The following is a 17,775-nucleotide window of genomic DNA, read 5'->3' as shown; positions in this document are numbered from 1 at the left end:
CGTGCCTCCCGTCCGTCGTGCGGTTGCGCGCGCGGGGCGCGTCCATGGAGCAGACGACGTCGGGTTGCCTCGCGCCACTCGACGTTTCCTGCTCCACCGACGGCGGCGCGGACCGAGCGCGCGGACCGAGCGGCCACGCGGGCGCCGCGTCAGCGCTGACCGAAGGCCGCCTGCACCCCCAGGCTCGTCGCCGCGACGAGCACCCACAGCGCGATGCCGAGCAGCATCGGGCGGAACCCGGCACGACGCAGCGCCGCGAAGTCCGTCGAGACCCCCACGGCCGCCAGCGCCACCGTGATGAGGAACGTCGCCGCCGCCGAGAACCTCGGGGCCGCCGCCGCCGGCAGGACCCCGGTGGTCCGCAGCAGCACCACGACGAGGAACCCGACGAGGAACCACGGGACCAACCGCAGCACACGGACGCCCCCGGCGCGACGCGGCCCGTCGACGGAGTCCGGCTGCGCGCGGGCGGTGCGGCGTGCCTCCAGGCCGGCGAGCCCGATGACGATCGGGATGATCATCAGGGTCCGGACCAGCTTCACGACGACGGCCGTGTCGGTCGCCTGGGGACCGTAGATCGTGGCGGTCGCGACGACGGACGACGTGTCGTTCACGGCGGTGCCGGCGAAGACGCCGAACGCGTGCTGGGACAGGCCGAGCGCGTGGCCGACCAGGGGGAAGACGAAGACCGCGGCGATGTTGCAGAGGAAGATCGTCGACAGGGCGTACGCGACCTCGGCGCTGGCGGCACCGACGACGGGGGTGACGGCCGCGATGGCGGAGGCGCCGCAGATGCCCGTGCCGACCCCGATCAGCGTGCGGAGCGTGCTCGACACCCGGAGCAACCGACCGATCCCCCACGCGGCGACGAGGCAGACCACGAGCGTCGTGAGCATCACCGGGAGGGTCTCGCCGCCGATGCGCACGACCTCGCCGATCGACAGCTGTGCGCCGAGGAGCACGACCGCGGCCTGCAGGACCCGGCTCGACGCGAACTTCACGCCGGGCTGCAGCCCGCCGAGGTCTGCCGTCCCGTGGTCCTGCTGCCGTCGGCGCCGGACGAGCCAGCCGACCAGCGCACCGAGCAGCACGGCCGGCACCGGACCGCCGACGACCGGGACCGCACGGCCCACCAGGGTGGCGGCGATGCCGATCACGACCGCGAGCGCGAGACCGGGCAGGGCGGCGACGAGCGCCGGGCGGGTCAGGGGCATGCGGACCAGCATCCCACCGGCGCGGGCGGTCAGGCAGCCGGCGGGACGTCCCCGGACATCTCGACCCGACCCGCGCCGTCGTCCCACGTGTAGGTCGCGGTCGCGCGGCCGGACGGGTCGGCGTTGCTGTCGGCACCCTGCGGGTAGCGGTACTCGACGCGGATCGACCCCGCCGACTTCCGCGTCACCTCCGGCACGAACGGGTACTGCTCCTTCGTCGCCGTCCCGAGGTACGTGCCGTCGTGGAAGAGCAGGATCGCGACCGGTGAGCTCGCGGTGCCGTCGGCGACGCTGACGGTGACGGCGGACAGGGCCGCGCACCCGTCGTACACCGAGGTGTCCGCGGCCGACGCGTCCCACCGCGCCGACTCGAGGCCGGCGGGCAGCGGGAGGTCCGCGATCGGACCAGCGGCGGCAGCGGCCCCGTCGGACGGCCCGCACGAGGGCGTGGCGGTGGGAGCCGCCCCGCCGGACGACGAGGCGGACGACGACGCCGACGGGGTGACCGTCCGGGTCGCGGTCACGGTCGCGGTGGCATCACCGCCCGATCCTCCCGTGCACCCGGCGAGCGCGACCGAAGCGATCGCGGTGACCAGGAGCAGGCCTGCGGGACGGGAGTGACGAGTGGCGCGCATGGGACCACCCTGCTCTCCGCGCTGCGTGGACGTTCGTCCCCCAGCCGCATCGGCGCCTGGAACCGGACGACCGCTCCGGCGTACCATCCAGGCGGAAGCAAGGGCGGTTCCGAACACCTCCCGAGCGCCGACCTCACGGGCCGGTCGAGTCAGACACAGATCAGAGCACGCCGTGACCGAACACCTCATCGAGTACGTCGCCCGCGACCGAACGGGCATCACCACCGTCGTCACCACGACGGGTGTCTTCGACGTGGACACCGTCATCGACCACATCCGCGCCGGCCACGCCGGCTACTACGTCGCCGCCGACTCGTGGAAGCGCACGCCGGTCCGGAGCATGTCGTTCATCGGCGGCTCCTACCTGTTCGCGAACTGGGACGGCACGAAGCGGAACATGCTCCACGACCTCGCGTTCCGCATGCCCACGCGTGCGATCGAGGTCGTCCAGCAGCCACGACGCACGGGGCGGCTGACGCGCGCCCTGCGCGGGCTGTTCTCGCGGGCGGCCTGACCCGCCGGTACCCGGCTGCGGACGGACGGGAGGCTCGGTGCCAGCTGGCACCGAGCCTCCCGTTGCGTCTCGTGGTCACGTCGTGACCGTCAGCGGCCCTCGTCGTCAGACGTCGCGCTTCTTGACCGCGGCCACCGCGATGACGCCGATCGCGACGACCCACGCCGCGAGGATCCCGCCGCCGGACCAGCCGTTCAGCACGACGCCCTCGGGCGCGGGCTGGTCCGCGGACCGCTCGTACGTGTAGAGCTGGCTGCCGGCCTGGTCGGGCAGGAAGCGCGACCCGTCGAGGAGCCACTGCTGGTCCACCAGTCCGGCGACGAGCTGCAGCACGATCGGCAGCACGAGCAGCACACCGAGCGCGATGGCGATGCCGCCGGCGCTCGAGCGGACGAGGAGCCCGATGCCGAAGGCGAGCAGCGCGATCCCCGTCACGTAGACGGACGAGCCGAGGATCGGCATGAACACCGCGGGGTCGGCCAGGTCGGCCTCGACGCCCTTGTCGGCCTGGAAGAGCGTGACGAGCGCGACGCCGATCCACGTGGCGACCACGCTGACCACGAAGGTGGCGACGGCGAGGACGACGGCCTTGGCCAGGACGGCACCGGTGCGGCCGGGATCGGCGGTGAAGGTCGACCGGACCTGTCCCGTGCCGTACTCACCCGTGATGATGAGGACGCCCAGCACCGCAGCGACCAGCACGGTGAAGCCGACCGACGAGATGCTGAGGTTCACGATCTGCGCGTTCGCGACCGCCTGGGTCACCTCGGCGCCCTCGGGCAGGCCGACGATCGGCGCGTAGAGCCCGAGCAGTGCACCGAGCCCGATCGTCAGGGCGACGATGATCGCGTAGCACCACCAGGTGGAGCGGATGCTGCGGAACTTGATCCACTCGCTGCGGACCAGTCGTCCGAAGCCCAGGCCGACGCTGCTCGGCATCGCGGTGGCGGTCGCGGCGCTCATCGGGCGACCTCCGCCTGGTACTCGACCTCGTCCTTGGTCAGGGCCATGTACGCCTCCTCGAGGCTCGCACCCATCGGGGTGAGTTCGTGGAGCACCGCACCGCTCTGCGCGGCGATGGTGCCGATCTGCTGCGCGTCGGGGCCGACGACCACGAAGGCGCCGTCCTCGCGCGGGGTGATCGACGACGCGGCCGACCCGACCGCACCGAAGAGCTGGTCGGGGTGCGGCGTCCGGACGAGGGTGCGCGCCGCGCCGCCCTGCCCGCTGCCGGCGACGAACTCGGCGATCGGGGCGTCCGCGAGCACCTTGCCGCGACCGAGCACGACCACACGGTCGGCGGTCTGCGCCATCTCGCTCATCAGGTGGCTGGAGAGGAACACGGTGCGGCCCTCGGACGCCAGGTGCCGGGCGAGCTGGCGCACCCACACGACGCCGTCCGGGTCGAGACCGTTCACCGGCTCGTCCAGGATCAGGGTCTTCGGGTCGCCGAGCAGCGCCGCCGCAATGCCGAGCCGCTGCCCCATGCCGAGGGAGAACCCGCCGACGCGCTTCTTCGCGACCGACTCGAGCCCGGTGAGCTCGATCACGTGGTGCACGCGGGACTTCGGGATGCCGTGCGTCGCCGCGAGCGAGAGCAGGTGGTTGTACGCGCTGCGCCCGGAGTGGACGGCCTTCGCCTCGAGCAGCGCACCGACCTGGCGGAGCGGGTCGCGGAAGGATCGGTACTCCTGGCCGTTCACCCGGACCCGCCCGGACGTGGGCGTGTCGAGGCCCATGATCATCCGCATGGTCGTGGACTTCCCGGCGCCGTTCGGGCCGAGGAAGCCGGTGACGCTGCCCGGGCGGACGACGAAGGAGATGTCGTCCACGGCGGTCTTGGCGCCGTAGCGCTTGGACAGATGCTCGATCTCGATCACGAGGTCCACGCTATTTCCGGAGCCCTGCCCGGCGCGTCCCCCCACGGGTGGAGACCCGAGGTCATCCCCCAGGAGGACACGGCAGATCGCGGGAGGGCGCCGAGCAACGTCGTCGACCGCGCTGGAAGGACACCCCGACGACGCACCAATCCGGCTGCGCGCCTGCTCCGAAACCCCTGTACGACGACGACGCTGCCCCAGTGCGGTGATCCCGAGACGCCGTCGTGGAACGCACTCGGAAGGACTGCACCATGACCAGCAACGCGGCATCACCCCGTACCGGTTTCGCTTCGACCCTCGTCCAGAAGGGCGCACTGCTCTTCGGCGTCGTCTTCCTCATCGTCGGCGTCGCCGGCTTCATCCCCGGCCTGACCATGGACATGGGCACCATGTCGTTCGCCGGCAACAGCTCGATGGCCATGCTCCTCGGGCTCTTCCAGGTGTCGGCGCTGCACAACATCGTGCACCTGCTGTTCGGCATCGTCGGCATCCTCGCCGCCCGCTCCGCCGCCGGCTCGCGCTCCTACCTGCTCATCGGCGGCATCGTCTACGCCGTGCTGTTCGTCTTCGGCCTCTTCGTCGCGAACATGGCCGGTGCGGCGAACTTCGTCCCGCTGAACAGCGCCGACAACGTCCTGCACGCGTTCCTCGCGGTCGCGATGATCGTCCTCGGTGTGCTGCTCCCCCGTGCGGGACGCACCGCGCGCTGATCGACCTCGGTGGGCCGTCCGGTGCTGGGCGGTCCACCGGACCAGCGGTGGCCTCCCCGGGGATCAGGGGCCATCGGACGCCCCCGTCGCAGTTGCGGCGGGGGCGTCGTCGTACCCGAATCGAACCCGTCGCGGCGCTGACCGCATTCGTCAGAGGCGCAGCGCGAGGGCGTTCGCGGTCAGGCCCGCCGCCGTCCCGCAGAGCAGCACGGTGTCGCCCCGTCGGAGTCGTCCGTCGTCGAGGCACCGCGCGAGCATGAACGGCACCGACGAGGACACCGAGTTCCCGAACGCGGCGACCTCGTCGACGTACTTGTCGGTCGGGATCCCGAGCCGGCGCATCGCGAGTCCGATCGCTCCGCTGGCCTGGTGCGGCACGACCAGGTCGACGTCGTCGAGCCCGAGTCCGCTGCGCTCCCAGAACCGCGCGAAGAACCCGGGCAGCACGCGGAGCATCCCGGTCAGGGCGCGTCGGCCGTGCATGTCGAACAGGTAGTCCGCCGGGTCGCCGTCGGCGTACTGCTGCGCGGGGTACCGGGACAGGCCGCCCCGGAGCTCGGTGTCGTGGGCGTGCTCCGGCCAGGTCTGCTGCAGCGCCGACAACACCCCCTGCGTGCCGTCGCCGCGGGTGAGCACGACCGCGGCCGCGGCGTCCGAGAACAGCTCGGCGGACTCGCGCTCGGCTGGGTCGAGGAAGCGCGACCCGACGTCACCGGACACGACGAGCACGCGCTCGTGGTCGCCGTCCTCCAGGTACCGGGAGGCGATGTCGAGCGCGGTGATGAAGCTCGTGCAGGTCGAGTTGACGTCGAGTGCGGCAGCCCGGGCATCGGGAGCGACCTGCTCCATCACGAGGGCCGCCGTGCACGGGATCGGTTGGACGCCCGCAGCGCAGGCGGCGATGACCAGGTCGAGGTCGGCGGCGTCGATGCCGGCGTGCTCGATCGCCCGGGACGCGGCCGCAGTGAGCATGTCGAGGTGCGACACGTCGTCGGCGATGCGGTACCGGGTGACGGTCCGTGCTCCGCTGCCGTAGGTGACCGTCCGGTCCGGCAGTGCTGTCCCCCAACCGGCGATGGCGCAGTGCTTCATGGTCCCCCTCGGTCCTCGTCGTCCTCGTCGTCGAGCAGGTCCACCCCGGTCCTGTGCTCGTCGTGGCTGAAGAGCAGTCTGACACCTGCGCGCTCGAGCGCGAGCAGGCGATCGGCGGTGTCGCGCTGCGCTCCGGCGTCGTGGGCGACCGCGCGCGGCAGGAGGCGCAGGTCGCGTTCCCGCCCGAGCAGGTCGCGGCTCCACGCGGCGTCCCCGGCGAGCAGCGCGCGGTCCTCGACCAGCAGGCCGAGGTGCCCGTCCGCATGTCCGGGCAGGCGCACGAGCCGGGTGTGACCGTCGCCGAACGGGTCGGCGGTGGCCAGCCCGACGGCGGCGAGCGGCCCGGCGCCTGCGGGGCCGAACGCGCTGTCCGGGATCACCTGCAGCCGGTCGACGAGGCCCTCGGGCAGCAGTCCGTGCAGCTGACCGGCGAGCACCCGCGGTCGGGCGACGCTGCGGGCGACGGCCTCGGTGACCAGCACCCGGGCGCGTGGGACCGCGGCCAGCCCACCGACGTGGTCGGGGTGCAGGTGCGACAGGACGACGTGCGTGACGGCGTCCGTGTCGACGGCGTCGGCGAGCGTGCTGCCCACCGGGACCACGGGCGGGAGCAGGCGTCGGTACGCCCACCCGGCGGCACCGGTCCGCCACGGCAGGGGCGCGTACCCGGTGTCGAACAGCACCGTACGGTCCGGGCCGGTCCAGGTGAACACGTTCGCGGGGAACATCCGGCGGTCGCGCGGAGCACCCCGGAGGAGACCGCGCACGTCGTGGGTCGTCCACCCGCACGCGGCGGCACGCAGGACACCGAGCGGGGGCTCCGCGACGCGGCCGTCCGTCGGACGCTCAGCCACGCGGCGGTCCGCCGGCCGCTCGGTCATGTGGGTGCCCGGCGGTCGCGTAGCTCGCCAGTGCCTCGTCGAGCCCGACGATCGGCTCGTACCCGAGCACCCGTCGGGCACGGGACAGGTCGAGCGTCTGCGAGTGCGTGATCGTCGACACGGTGTAGCGGGTGATCGGCGGTTCGGGCTGCCCCGGCAGCAGCGCGCACACGGCCTCGAGCACGGTGGCCAGTGCGGACACCGGTCCGGCGGGCAGGTGCAGGTGCCGCGGGCGCGTCCCGAGTCCGGTGAGCAGCTGGTCGAGCAGCTCGACGAACGGGCGCGGGTCGCCGTTCGTGATGTTGAACGCCAGCCCGGCGGCCTCGGGCACCTCGGCCGCGAGCCGGACGGCGTGCGCGACGTTCTCGACCGCGGTGAGGTCGACGAGCCCGCGGCCGCCGCGCAGGAGGGGCACTCCGACCCGTTCGTGGACGCGGAGCAGCCTCGGGACGAGCCCGGTGTCCCCCGCGCCGATGATGCCGCGCGGCCGCAGGACGACGATCTCGGGTCCGTCGGGGTCGCCCGTCGCGGCACGGAGGAGGGCCTCGGCGTGCAGCTTCGAGCGGATGTAGTGGTTCATCGGGCGGCTCGGGTCGACCTGGTCCTCGCGGATGTCGAGCCGGTCGCGCGGTGCGGCGTAGATGCCGGGTGACGACACGTGCACGAGCCGCCGCGCCCCGACGCGACGCGCGTACTCGAGCACCCGATCGGTCCCGGTGACGTTGGCGTGCTCGAAGGCCGACCACGGACCCCACGGCGAACTGAGCGCCGCGCAGTGCACGACGACGTCCGCGGGGACGTCGGCGCGGGCGAGGTCGTCGAGGTCCCCGACGTGCACGTCGCCGGCGGGCAGGGCCGAGGCTCGACGGCCGGACGCCGTGACGCGGTAGCCGTGGTCGCGCAGGGTCCGCACGACGTGGCCGCCGACGAACCCGCTCGCCCCGGTGACCAGTGCTCGCTCCCCGGTGCCTGTTCCCCCCATGCCGCAGATCCTACGAGCACGTCCGGAGCCGGCAGGAACGGGAGGCCCCCTAGGCTCGGGGCGTGCGGATCGCGCTGGTCACCGACTACTACCTACCGACGCTCGGGGGCGTCCAGACGGCGGTGCGCTCCCTGGCCGAGGCGCTCACCGCGGCCGGACACGACGTCACGGTGTTCTGTCCGGACGACCCGGCGGGCCCCGCGCACACGGCGGGCAGCGCCGCCGTGCCGGCCGTCGTCGGTCTGCCCGTCTCCCCCGTGTTCCGCCCCGACGGCTACCCGTTCGCGTGGTCCCCGCGTCGCCTCCGCGCCCTGCTCCGTCGCGAGTTCGCCGCGCGCCGGATCGACGTCGTGCACACCCACTCCGAGATGTTCGCCGCGCTCGGCGGGCTCCGTGCCGCGCAGGACCTCGACGTCCCGGTGGTGCACACGATGCACGGCCGCATCGACGTCTACACGCGGAACGTGCTCCCCGTCCCCGCCGTCACGACGGTGCTGCTCGCCGTCCTGCACGCGACGCAGGTCCCCCGCCGAGGCATCCGGGTCGCGGCCGACGCCCCGTACACCCGCACCCGGACGGCGCGGCGGATGTGGCGGGTCATGCTCGCACAGTCACGGGCGAGCGACCACGTGGTGGTCCCGTCGCGGCACTTCGCCGACAAGCTCGTCGACCGGGGCGTGCGGACCCCGGTGTCGGTCGTCTCGAACGGCATCGAGCCCGCGGTCCTCGACGCGATCGGTCCCGCGGTGGTCCGGACCCGGGCGGCCGACGAGCCGCTGCGGGTGCTGTGGGTCGGGCGGCTGTCGCCCGAGAAGCGCCCGGAGGTCCTGGTCGAGGCCGCCCGGTCGTTCCCGCCCGGCACCGTGGTCGACGTGCTCGGCGACGGCGTCGCGCGTGCAGCGGTCGCCCGCGCCGCGGTCGGCACCCCGGTCCGGCTGCACGGCTCGACCCCGCACGAGGCGGTCCTCGCCGCCATGCACCGTGCACACGTGCTGGTGTCGAGCTCCTCCGACTTCGACAACCAGCCGATGGTGATGCTCGAGGCCGTCGCCACCGGTCTACCGGTCGTGCACTGCGACCCGGACCTCGCCGAGGTCGTCCCCGAGGGCGGAGGCTTCACGACGCCGACACCGGACGCCGCAGGGATCGCGGCGGTCGTCCGGCGGCTGCACGACGAGCCGGAGCGGCTCGAGCGGGCGAGCACAGCCCTGGTCGCGGCCCGCGGCCGCGTCGAGCAGCGCGTCGACGAGCTGGTGGCGGTCTACGAGCGCGTCCTGCGGCGGTCCTGAACCACACGACGGTCGGGAGGCTCGGTGCCGGCTGGCACCGAGCCTCCCGACCGTCGTGTGATCGGTCAGACCGTGGCGGACGCGCCCTCCAGGGTCGCGGCGAGCGGATCGAAGTCCTCGGGCAGCGACGCGATCGGTGCCACCGTCGACGCGACGTCGACGAACGCGCGGCGCGCGACCGACTCCTCGACCGCCACCATGGTGTCGAGCACGTGGTAGCCGACCTCGCCGGTGGCGATGTGCGCACCGCCGCCGCGGATCGCCCGCGCCATGTCGAGCACGCCGAGGCCGCGGCCGACCGTCGGCTCCTCGTCGGACAGGGTCTCCCACTCCTGCTCGATCGGGAACGACACGTCGGTGCCGAGCGGTCGGGCGATCCGGATCGGGTGGCCGCCGCCGAAGGTGTTCGGGTCCGGGAGCACGATCGTGCCCTCGGTGCCGTTCACCTCGAAGACGCCGTGCCGGAACAGCGGGGTGTCGAACGACAGCAGGGACTGCGCATTCCCGCCCTGCTCGAACGACGTCAGCACCGACAGGTGCGTCGGGACCTCGACCGGGAAGTCCTGCCCGGCGTTCGGGCCGACCACCAGCTGCCGGGTGTCGCGCGACCGGGACCCCGTCGCCACGACGGACGCCACCGGGCCGAGCAGGTGCACGAGCGCCGTGAAGTAGTACGGGCCCATGTCGAACAGCGGGCCGGCACCCTTCGCGTAGAGGAAGGACGCGTTCGGGTGGAACACGTCCGGTCCCTGCCACTGGAAGCTCGTGACGGCGGTGAGCGGGGTGCCGATCGCACCGGCCTCGATCGCGCGCTTGGCGGTCTGCCACCCGGTCCCGAGGACGGTGTCCGGTGCGATGCCGAGGCGCAGGCCGAGCTCGTCGGCGAGCGCCACGAGTCCGGCGGCGCTCTCGCGGTCGACGCCGATCGGCTTCTCGCTCCAGACGTGCTTGCCGGCGCGGAGTGCCGCGGTGGAGACCTCGACGTGCGTGGCGGGCAGGGTGAGGTTCACGACGATCTCGACGTCGGGGTCGGTGAGGACCTCGTCGCCGGTACCCGACGCGGGGATGCCCCACTTCGCCGCCGACGCCGCCGCGCGCTCGGTGTCGATGTCGCCGATGCGGACCACCTCGACGTCCGGGAACGTCGTGAGGTTCGTCAGGTACTGCTCGCTGATCATCCCGGCGCCGATGAAGCCGATGCCGACGCGGCCCGTGCGGGTCATGCGGACACCCCCGTGGTGGCGGTCGCGTCCGATCCGGCGAGCGTGGCGCGCAGCCAGCGGTACGACTGCTCGACCCCGTCGAAGATCTCCCCGTCGAAGCCGTCGAACTCGATGACGGCGTACTCGAGCGCCGACGCTGCGGCGAGCGCGTCGGCGAGCTGCACGTCGCCCTGGCCGGCGGGGGTCTGGTCGGTCGGCACCTGGGCGGTGGAGATCCCCTCGCGCATCGGACCGTCCTTGACGTGCACGGCGACGATGCGGTCGCCGAGCTCCTCGATGAACGGCACGAGGTCGATGCCCGCGGCGGAGGCCCAGTACAGGTCGAGCTCGAGCACGACGCGGGGGTCGAGCATCTCAGCGAGCACCTGCAGCGCGGGCTTCCCGTCGATGCGCGGCCGGAGCTCGTGGTCGTGGTTGTGGTAGCCGACGCGCAGGCCGTGGCCGGCGGCTTCCTCGGCGGCGGCGTTCAGTCGCGCGGCGACCCGCTCGACGCCCTCGCGGGTCGTCCAGTGGTCGGGGCCGACGAACGGGTCGATGACGATCTCGAGCCCGAGGGCCGACGCCTCGGCGAACGTCTCGGCGTACGACGGAGCGGTCATCACGGTGCCGTCCGGCAGCGGGATCGACTCTTCGACCAGGAAGGCGTGACCGGTGCGCGCGCTGATGCCGTGCGCGTCGAAGGCCGTCCGGAGCTGGGCTGCGCGACCGACGAAGGCGAACGCCTCGACGGTGTCGAACCCGATGGCGGCGAGGCGGGCGACGCCACCGTCGAGGTCGGGCGCCAGTGCCTTGTCGACCGTGTAGAGCTGGAGCGAGATGCGGGGTGCCACGGTGGTCACCGGACCTTCTTGATCGGGAGGATGACGAGCGCACCGAGGAGCACGGCGACGCCGGCGCCCCAGAGCATGAGCGTGTAGTTCTGACCGCCACCGATGCCGAGCAGGAACAGGCCGACCGCCGGGGCGAGCGACTGCGGCAGGGCGTTGGCGATGTTGATGACGCCGAGGTCCTTGCCCGGGCGCTCCGGGTCGGGCAGCACGTCGACGACGAGCGCGGTGTCGATCGCGGCGTAGATGCCGTAGGCGAAGCCGAGCACGATCTCGGCGAAGTAGAACCCACCGACGGTGTCGACGTGCGCCAGGATCACGAGGCCGACGGCGGTCAGGGCGGTGGAGCCCCAGACGAAGACCTTGCGACGGCGGATGCGGTCCGACACCCAGCCCGAGACCGCGGCGCTGACGAGCAGGGCGACCGTGTAGAGCAGCACGCCGAACGCGACGGTGGCGGTGGCCTCGGCCAGGTCCTGGATGCCGATGTGCTCCCGCATGTAGAGCAGGCGGTACGTCGTGAACATGAACGTACCGAAGGTGATGAGGAAGCGGCCCCACCAGGCGAGTCCGAAGTCGGGGTGCTTGATCGGGTTCGTCCAGAACGACGCGATCAGGGTGAGCCAGCTGAAGGGCTTCGTCGTGGCCGGGAGCTCGTCGCGGGCCACGACGGCGTAGACGAGGATCACGACGATCGCCAGGATGCCCGGCGCGATGAAGAGCACCGGCAGGTTCCCGACCAGGTACACGGCGAGGTAGAGGCCGGCGAGGATCGCGATGTTCTGCGCGAGGGCGATGACGCTCGACGCCTTGCCGCGCTGGAACTCGGGCACGTTGTCGGCGAAGCTCGCGGTCAGCGTGGCGAGGACGGCGTTCGCGGCGACCTGGGCGAGCACCCACGCGATGGTGAGCTGCAGCACGTCCGGCGCGAACGCGAGCCAGGCCAGCGCGACGACGAAGACGACGACGCCGATGACCATCCAGGGCCGACGGCGACCCCAGCGCGTGCGGGTGCGGTCGGACAGTGCCCCCGCCAGCGGGTTGGCGAGCAGGGCGCCGAGGGCGCCGAACGGCAGGACCGACCCGACGATCGTCTCGGGGCTGTCCGGGTTGAGCACCGTCGCCTTGATCGACATGCTCACGAACACCGGGGTGAGCAGGGCGGCGAAGAGACCGAACTGGGCGAGGCTGAGTGCCCAGAGGTACTTCGGGCCGACCCGGACGGTGCTGACGCTCTGCGTGAGGCCCTCGACCGAGAACGCACGCGATGCCGCTGCGGGGTCACTGCTCGTGGCTCCGGCGGCCGCGGTGACCGGCGGGTTCGCGGTACCGGCGAGACCGGACTGCGGTTCTTCCTTCGACGTCGGTGTCGACATGACTCCTCCTCGAGCCATCGGGGGCGGGGCGCCCTCTTGAATACCTAGTGCTGGTAGGTGAGCAGGACAGTAACACCGAAAACCTTCCTCCGGAAGCTTTTTCTCGACATGTGTCGGCCCGCCCTCCCGCTTACACGCAACCTCGGCGGTCCACCGCAACGCCGCACCGCAGCGCCCCGTCGCCGACGTTGCGTTCTGCACTTCCCCGGCAGGTCACGGAACACCGCGTGTCGTCGCAGCGTTGACGCACGCGACGCCCGACCGACGGGCGCCGCTGACGGAAGGTGCACCCATGACCCAGACGGTCCTCCTCGAGGTCCAGCTGCGAGACGACGTCGCGCAGGACACGATCGACTCCGCGATCCGGGAGACTCTCGCCCAGACGGCGACCTTCGCCGGCAACGAGTCCCTCGAGGTCCTGGTCGACGACTCCGACCCGCTGCACCTCGTCGTGCTCGAGCGGTGGACGACCCCGGCCGACCACGACGCGTACGTCGCCTGGCGCGCCACCGACGAGGGCGCTCCGCGGGCCCTCGCCGCGATCGTCGCCGCGCCGCCCGTGACCCGGACCTTCAGCCGGACGCTCGACCTCGGCTGACCGTTCGGCAGGCGCCGGACCACGGTGAGTGCGGGCCGTCGAACACACCCCGACTCCCACCGGACCGTGGCCACGTGACCGCGCTCACTCGTCCGGGCCCCGGTCACCCGTGTGTCCGGGGACCGGATCGGCGACGCGGAGGTCCTGGGGCTCGCGGATGCTCCTGAGGGGCGAGCAGGCGACCCAGACCAGGGTCGACAAGCTCCCGGCACAGCCGATCGCGATCGCGGTCCTGGTACCGAGGGCGTCACCGACGAGTCCCCCGAGCGCAGCCCCGACGGCGATGACCCCGTAGCTGATCCACCGCATGGTCGCGTTGACGCGGCCCAGCAGGCGGTCCGGCGTCCGGAGCTGCCGGATGGTGAGTGCGACGACGCTCGAGAGCGCGGTCCCGGCGCCGTTGCAGGCGAACGCGAGCACGAGCACCGCCGTCACGGCGGGACGCGGCCAGTCGGTCCCCACGGCGGGGAGCGTGAGCAGCGCGGCGCACTCGACCCCAGCGCACGCCACGAGGACCGGCCCGGCACCCCACCGGCGGACCGCCTTCGGCGCAGCAGCAGCCCCGACGACGGCACCGATCGCGCCGAGGCTGAAGACCGCACCGAGCAGTCCGGCGGTCATGCCCAGCTGACGGACCGCGTGCACGGTGAAGAGGACGAGGATCCACTGCGCGAAGAGGTTGTAGATCGCGGCGAAGCCGACCAGGGAGACCAGGTACCGGTCCTTCCGCACGTGGTCGAGGCCGTCGCGGAGGTCCCGGAGCACGCCGTGCCCGCTCCGCACCGGTCGGGCCTCCGGCTGACGGATCCGTGCGAGCGCGACGGCCGAGACGACGTACGTCCCCGCATGTGCCAGGAGGGCCCACGGTGCGGTCAGGACCTGCACGAGCAGACCTGCGATCCCGGGGCCGCCCACCTCGGCGACGGACGACGTGGCCTGGAGTCGTCCGTTCGCCCGCTCCAGCTGGTCGCGCCCGGCGACAGTGGGGAGGAAGGACTGGTACGCGACCTCGAACGCCACCGTGCAGGCGCCGAGCGCGCCGACCGCCACGATCAGCAGCGGCAGCGTCAGCGCTCCGGTCACCGCGAGCACGACGACACCGACCGTCAGCAGCGCCCGCACCACGTCGGCTGCCACCAGGACCGGCCGTCGGCGGCACCGATCGATCACCACGCCGAGCGGGAGGGCGAGGAGCAGGAAGGGCAGCCACCGGGCGGCGCCGAGCATCCCCGCCTCGCCAGCGGTGGCGTGGAGGACGACGACGGCGAGGAGCGGCACGGCCAGCTCGCTGATCTGCCCGCCGACAGCGGACGCGCCGAGCGCCGTCCACAGGCGCGAGAAGTCGGGACCCAAGCGGTGGGGGCTAATGCGTTGCGATGCAGTCATGCGTTAGACCATGCCAGTTCGCACTAATGGTGTCCGGCCGCAGCACCCATTAGGCTCGACGCATGGACGTACCCTCGACGCCCGCCTTCCCGAAGGTCGCCGGCCACCTTGCCCTGGACCTCGTCGACACGGTCCACTGGCGCCTCGACGACACGCGTTCGATCGACACGCTCCCGACGTTCGACGAACTCGTCCGCTGGTCCGAGGAGATCGCCGGACGCCCCGACCTCGGCAGCTTGCGAACCACCGCAGTCGAGGCACCGGACGATGCTGCCCGGGAACTCGCAGCGGTGATCACGTTGCGCGAAGCGATCTACGAGGCCGTGTTCCACGGCTCGGACACGGCGGTCGACCTGGTCGCCGTCGAGTACGCCGACGCCGTGCGGCGCTCGTCCCTGGTGCGCGTCCCGGAGCGGAGCACGTGGTCGTGGTCGGAGCCGACCGACCTCACCGGACCCCGCACCCTGGTCGCCCGGGAAGCGCACGACCTGCTCACCTCCGACCTCAGCCGTGCACGCCAGTGCAGCGACGATGCCTGCGGCTGGGTGTACCTGGACACCTCGCCACGGCAGAACCGCATCTGGTGCACCGCCGCGGGCTGCGGCAACCGAAACCGGGTCGCGCGACACCAGGCACGGAAGCAACGCTGACCCACGCCGGGCCGGACTGGAGGGGCGGGACCGGCCCGCCCCGCGCCTCCCGTTCGCCGCGCCGTCACGCCACGGGCGCGACCAGCTCGTGTTCCGCCGCGTCGCGTCCGACGGCGAACGCCGTCGACGCACCCCGCACGTCCGCCCGGTACTCCCCCCGGAACCCCCGCACGCGCACCTGCCCGCGCTCGTCCGTGCGGAGCACGGTCGGCCCGGTCCACCACTCGTCCTTCACCAGGCGACGGAGCGCCTCGTACGACGGCTTCGGTGTCCCGTCCTCGCGGACCAGCCCGATCGGTGCCCCGAGCCACGCGCCCGCGTCGGTGATGCCCCAGTACGTGACCGCCTCGACGGCAGGGTGTCCGACCAGGCTCCGGTAGTGCCGCTCGACGTCGTCGGCCTGACGGGCCTCGCCCTCGGGGGTCGAGGGCCACGAGTCCACCACGTGGTCGTTCAGGTCCACGATGTGCGCGGGCATGAGGTCACCCGACACGAGCGAGGTCTCGGTCAGGTGCAGCGGCAGGCCGTACCGGGCGAAGCGGTCGACCATCGCGAGCATCGTCTCCTCGCCCCAGTACCCCTGGTGCATGTGGGTCTGCAGCCCGATGGCGTCGATCTGCACCCCGGCCTCGAGCACGCCCTCGATCAGGCACTCGTACGCGCTCGACAGGTCGAAGTCGTTGAGCAGCAGGGTCGCGTGCGGGTTCGTGGCGCGGGCCTCGTCGAACGCCATCCGGATCGTCGGGATGCGGCCCTTCGCCCGGGCGAGCGGGGTGATCGCGTTGTCGCCGTTGTCGAACACCGGCATGATGACGACCTCGTTGATCGCGTCCCACGTGTCGACCAGCCCCGCGAACGCGCCGACCTCGCGGCGGATGCGCTCCCGCTGCAGCCGTTCGACCTCGTCGAGGGGCAGCCCGAGGAGCCAGTCGGGCTGCACCGTGTGCCAGACGAGCGGGTGCCCCTTGAGCGCGATCCCCCGGTCGCGGAACCACTCCGCGGTGCGGCGGAGCCGGACGGTGTCGGGTCGGCCGCGCTCGGGTTCGAAGCGCCCCCAGTAGAACGGGAGCGTCGCAGTGGTGAACACGTCGGTGTACAGGTCGGCGAGCCGTTCGAGCCGCTCCCGCTCGGCGCCGTCGACCTCGTCGTTCGCGAGCTCGACGAAGTCGAAGCCGATGTTCCCGAAGCCGAAGGCGTGCCGGGTCTGCTCGACGGTGACCTCGACGCCCGGCAGCGGTGTGCCGTGGTGGTCGACGACCGTCAGGACGGCCGCTCCGGTGCGGTGGGCGACCGGCTGCTGCGCGACCGATTGCTGCGCGTCCGGTTGCTGCGCGTCCGGTTGCTGGCTGCCCGGCTGCTGGGTGCTCGGCTGCTGGGTGTCCACGTCTGCTCCCCTGGTGGCACCGTCGCCACCGTCGTGCGGATTTGTTGTGGGGCCGAACATAGCACCGCCCGTGGTCGAGCGCTCCTGCTCCCGCGCCTGAACGAACCCGCGGTCCCGGGAGCCCTCGTGCACGGCTGCTCCATCGACTGCGGCGGGACGCTCACGAGATGCACGACAGCAGCACCACCGCAGGCGCCCCCGCCGGACCCCGCCCCTCCCGCTGGTGGCACCAGACCCGGGCGCAGCGCGCGACCCTCGTCGTGATCGTCGCGCTCGGCGCCGTCCTGAGCAGCTGGAACCTGGCGCGCGGCGGCGACTCGTCGTTCTACGCGGCAGCAGCGCGCTCGATGTCGGAGTCCCTCCCAGCGTTCCTGTCCGGCTCCTTCGACCCAGGCGCGACCGTCACGCTCGACAAGCTCGCGGGCTTCGCGGTCCCCCAGGCTGTCAGCATCCACCTGTTCGGGATGTCCACCGCCTCGCTCGCCCTGCCCCAGGTCGTCGAGGGGGCGGTCACGACGCTCGCCGTCTCCGTGGTCGCCCTCCGCTGGCTCGGCGCCCGGGCCGGTCTGGTCGCCGCAGCCCTCGCCGCGAGCACCCCGATCTTCGTGTCGATGTTCGGCCACCCCATGGAGGACGGCCTCCTCACGATGTCGCTCGCGGTCGCGCTGGTCTGGTGGCAGCGGGCCGCGCTCACCCGGACCTGGTCGCCGCTGCTGCTCGCCGGGCTGTTCGTCGGGGTCGGCTTCCAGGCCAAGATGCTGCAGGCATGGATGGTGCTGCCCGCCCTGGTGGTCGCCACGGTGGTCGCCACCGCCGGCCCGGGACGACGGTGGCGCCGCGCCGCCGGGCACGTGGCCGCGCTGGTCGGTGCCGCGGTCGTCGCGAGCCTCTCCTGGTCGGTGGTGCTCGGGCTGCTGCCGACGGGCGACCACCCCTACTTCGACGGGTCGACCGACGACAGCGTGTTCGCGATGGTCTTCGGCTACAACGGCGTCGACCGTTTCCTCCCCGGGCTGTGGCCGGGAGCGGTGGGCGCGTTGGGTGCCGCCGTCGGCCACGCCGGCACGCACGTGGCCGACGAGTGAGATCGGAAGAGCGTCGTGGCAGGAAAAGGTGTGCACCGCTGTGTCGATT

At 72.6% G+C, this 17,775-nt stretch carries 18 protein-coding genes; 6 read left to right on the top strand and 12 right to left on the bottom strand.

Going from position 1 to position 17,775, the window contains the following annotated elements; all coding sequences use genetic code 11:
- Positions 1-149 precede the first annotated feature (149 nt).
- Both D8M35_RS07300 and D8M35_RS07295 read right to left on the bottom strand, forming a co-directional pair.
- The gene (locus D8M35_RS07300; protein ID WP_126891251.1) at positions 150-1,214 is read right to left on the bottom strand and encodes a YeiH family protein; all 1,065 of its coding nucleotides are present in this window, start codon (positions 1,212-1,214) and stop codon (positions 150-152) included.
- A gap of 29 nt (positions 1,215-1,243) precedes the next feature.
- Positions 1,244-1,849, bottom strand: a complete 606-nt coding sequence (locus tag D8M35_RS07295) for an LppP/LprE family lipoprotein (RefSeq protein ID WP_161972619.1) — start codon at positions 1,847-1,849, stop codon at positions 1,244-1,246.
- A gap of 172 nt (positions 1,850-2,021) precedes the next feature.
- On the opposite strand from D8M35_RS07295, the gene D8M35_RS07290 reads away from it, so the two are divergent.
- Entirely contained in the window at positions 2,022-2,363 is a 342-nt protein-coding gene (locus D8M35_RS07290) for a hypothetical protein (protein WP_161972618.1), read from the top strand.
- A 105-nt stretch (positions 2,364-2,468) separates the two neighbouring features.
- Here D8M35_RS07290 and D8M35_RS07285 read toward each other — a convergent pair whose 3' ends face one another.
- A complete protein-coding gene (locus D8M35_RS07285; RefSeq protein ID WP_126891248.1) occupies positions 2,469-3,326 on the bottom strand; it encodes an ABC transporter permease in 858 nt (285 codons plus the stop codon).
- The gene (locus tag D8M35_RS07280; protein WP_126891247.1) at positions 3,323-4,243 is read right to left on the bottom strand and encodes an ABC transporter ATP-binding protein; all 921 of its coding nucleotides are present in this window, start codon (positions 4,241-4,243) and stop codon (positions 3,323-3,325) included. The genes D8M35_RS07285 and D8M35_RS07280 overlap by 4 nt, the downstream gene beginning before the upstream one ends.
- 251 nt (positions 4,244-4,494) lie before the next feature.
- Between D8M35_RS07280 and D8M35_RS07275 the strand changes: the two genes are divergently transcribed.
- Complete coding sequence (locus D8M35_RS07275; protein WP_126891246.1) at positions 4,495-4,953, top strand: DUF4383 domain-containing protein; 459 nt, start codon at positions 4,495-4,497, stop codon at positions 4,951-4,953.
- A gap of 150 nt (positions 4,954-5,103) precedes the next feature.
- Here the strand turns inward: D8M35_RS07275 and D8M35_RS07270 are convergent, their stop codons facing one another.
- The 3 genes from D8M35_RS07270 to D8M35_RS07260 are packed head-to-tail and all read right to left on the bottom strand — an operon-like array spanning position 5,104 to position 7,908.
- The gene (locus tag D8M35_RS07270; RefSeq protein WP_126891245.1) at positions 5,104-6,045 is read right to left on the bottom strand and encodes a 3-oxoacyl-ACP synthase III family protein; all 942 of its coding nucleotides are present in this window, start codon (positions 6,043-6,045) and stop codon (positions 5,104-5,106) included.
- Positions 6,042-6,899, bottom strand: coding sequence for an MBL fold metallo-hydrolase (locus D8M35_RS07265; RefSeq protein WP_161972617.1), 858 nt, complete (start codon positions 6,897-6,899; stop codon positions 6,042-6,044). Before D8M35_RS07265 ends, D8M35_RS07270 begins: the two co-directional genes overlap by 4 nt.
- Entirely contained in the window at positions 6,892-7,908 is a 1,017-nt protein-coding gene (locus tag D8M35_RS07260) for an NAD(P)-dependent oxidoreductase (protein WP_126891243.1), read from the bottom strand. The genes D8M35_RS07265 and D8M35_RS07260 overlap by 8 nt, the downstream gene beginning before the upstream one ends.
- Before the next feature lie 62 nt (positions 7,909-7,970).
- On the opposite strand from D8M35_RS07260, the gene D8M35_RS07255 reads away from it, so the two are divergent.
- Positions 7,971-9,197, top strand: a complete 1,227-nt coding sequence (locus D8M35_RS07255) for a glycosyltransferase (RefSeq protein ID WP_126891242.1) — start codon at positions 7,971-7,973, stop codon at positions 9,195-9,197.
- Between the two features lie 65 nt (positions 9,198-9,262).
- On the opposite strand, the gene D8M35_RS07250 is transcribed toward D8M35_RS07255, so the two are convergent.
- Genes D8M35_RS07250 through D8M35_RS07240 form a run of 3 tightly spaced genes read right to left on the bottom strand, consistent with a single transcriptional unit; the run spans position 9,263 to position 12,623 of the window.
- Positions 9,263-10,420: a Gfo/Idh/MocA family protein gene (locus D8M35_RS07250; protein ID WP_126891241.1), complete on the bottom strand. Its 1,158-nt coding sequence runs from the start codon at positions 10,418-10,420 to the stop codon at positions 9,263-9,265.
- Positions 10,417-11,259 carry a sugar phosphate isomerase/epimerase gene (locus D8M35_RS07245; RefSeq protein WP_238638135.1) on the bottom strand — a complete coding sequence of 281 codons (843 nt, stop codon included), beginning with the start codon at positions 11,257-11,259 and terminating at the stop codon, positions 10,417-10,419. Before D8M35_RS07245 ends, D8M35_RS07250 begins: the two co-directional genes overlap by 4 nt.
- Positions 11,256-12,623, bottom strand: coding sequence for an MFS transporter (locus D8M35_RS07240; protein WP_126891240.1), 1,368 nt, complete (start codon positions 12,621-12,623; stop codon positions 11,256-11,258). Before D8M35_RS07240 ends, D8M35_RS07245 begins: the two co-directional genes overlap by 4 nt.
- Positions 12,624-12,915: 292 nt before the next feature.
- Here D8M35_RS07240 and D8M35_RS07235 point away from each other — a divergent pair, with 292 nt between their 5' ends.
- Positions 12,916-13,221 carry a putative quinol monooxygenase gene (locus tag D8M35_RS07235; protein WP_126891239.1) on the top strand — a complete coding sequence of 102 codons (306 nt, stop codon included), beginning with the start codon at positions 12,916-12,918 and terminating at the stop codon, positions 13,219-13,221.
- Between the two features lie 84 nt (positions 13,222-13,305).
- On the opposite strand, the gene D8M35_RS07230 is transcribed toward D8M35_RS07235, so the two are convergent.
- Entirely contained in the window at positions 13,306-14,574 is a 1,269-nt protein-coding gene (locus D8M35_RS07230) for an MFS transporter (protein ID WP_161972616.1), read from the bottom strand.
- A gap of 95 nt (positions 14,575-14,669) precedes the next feature.
- Here D8M35_RS07230 and D8M35_RS07225 point away from each other — a divergent pair, with 95 nt between their 5' ends.
- Positions 14,670-15,257, top strand: a complete 588-nt coding sequence (locus D8M35_RS07225) for a CGNR zinc finger domain-containing protein (protein WP_126891237.1) — start codon at positions 14,670-14,672, stop codon at positions 15,255-15,257.
- A gap of 64 nt (positions 15,258-15,321) precedes the next feature.
- Here the strand turns inward: D8M35_RS07225 and D8M35_RS07220 are convergent, their stop codons facing one another.
- Complete coding sequence (locus tag D8M35_RS07220) at positions 15,322-16,521, bottom strand: endo-1,4-beta-xylanase (RefSeq protein WP_238638137.1); 1,200 nt, start codon at positions 16,519-16,521, stop codon at positions 15,322-15,324.
- A gap of 287 nt (positions 16,522-16,808) precedes the next feature.
- Here D8M35_RS07220 and D8M35_RS07215 point away from each other — a divergent pair, with 287 nt between their 5' ends.
- Positions 16,809-17,726, top strand: a complete 918-nt coding sequence (locus D8M35_RS07215; protein ID WP_126891235.1) for a glycosyltransferase family 39 protein — start codon at positions 16,809-16,811, stop codon at positions 17,724-17,726.
- The last annotated feature ends 49 nt before the right edge of the window (positions 17,727-17,775 follow it).

This window comes from Curtobacterium sp. HSID17257 (genome assembly GCF_003989515.1).
Classification (GTDB): Bacteria; Actinomycetota; Actinomycetes; order Actinomycetales; family Microbacteriaceae; genus Curtobacterium.
Note: the sequence above shows the minus strand (reverse complement) of the source record. Positions and strands in the feature narration are given on the sequence as shown.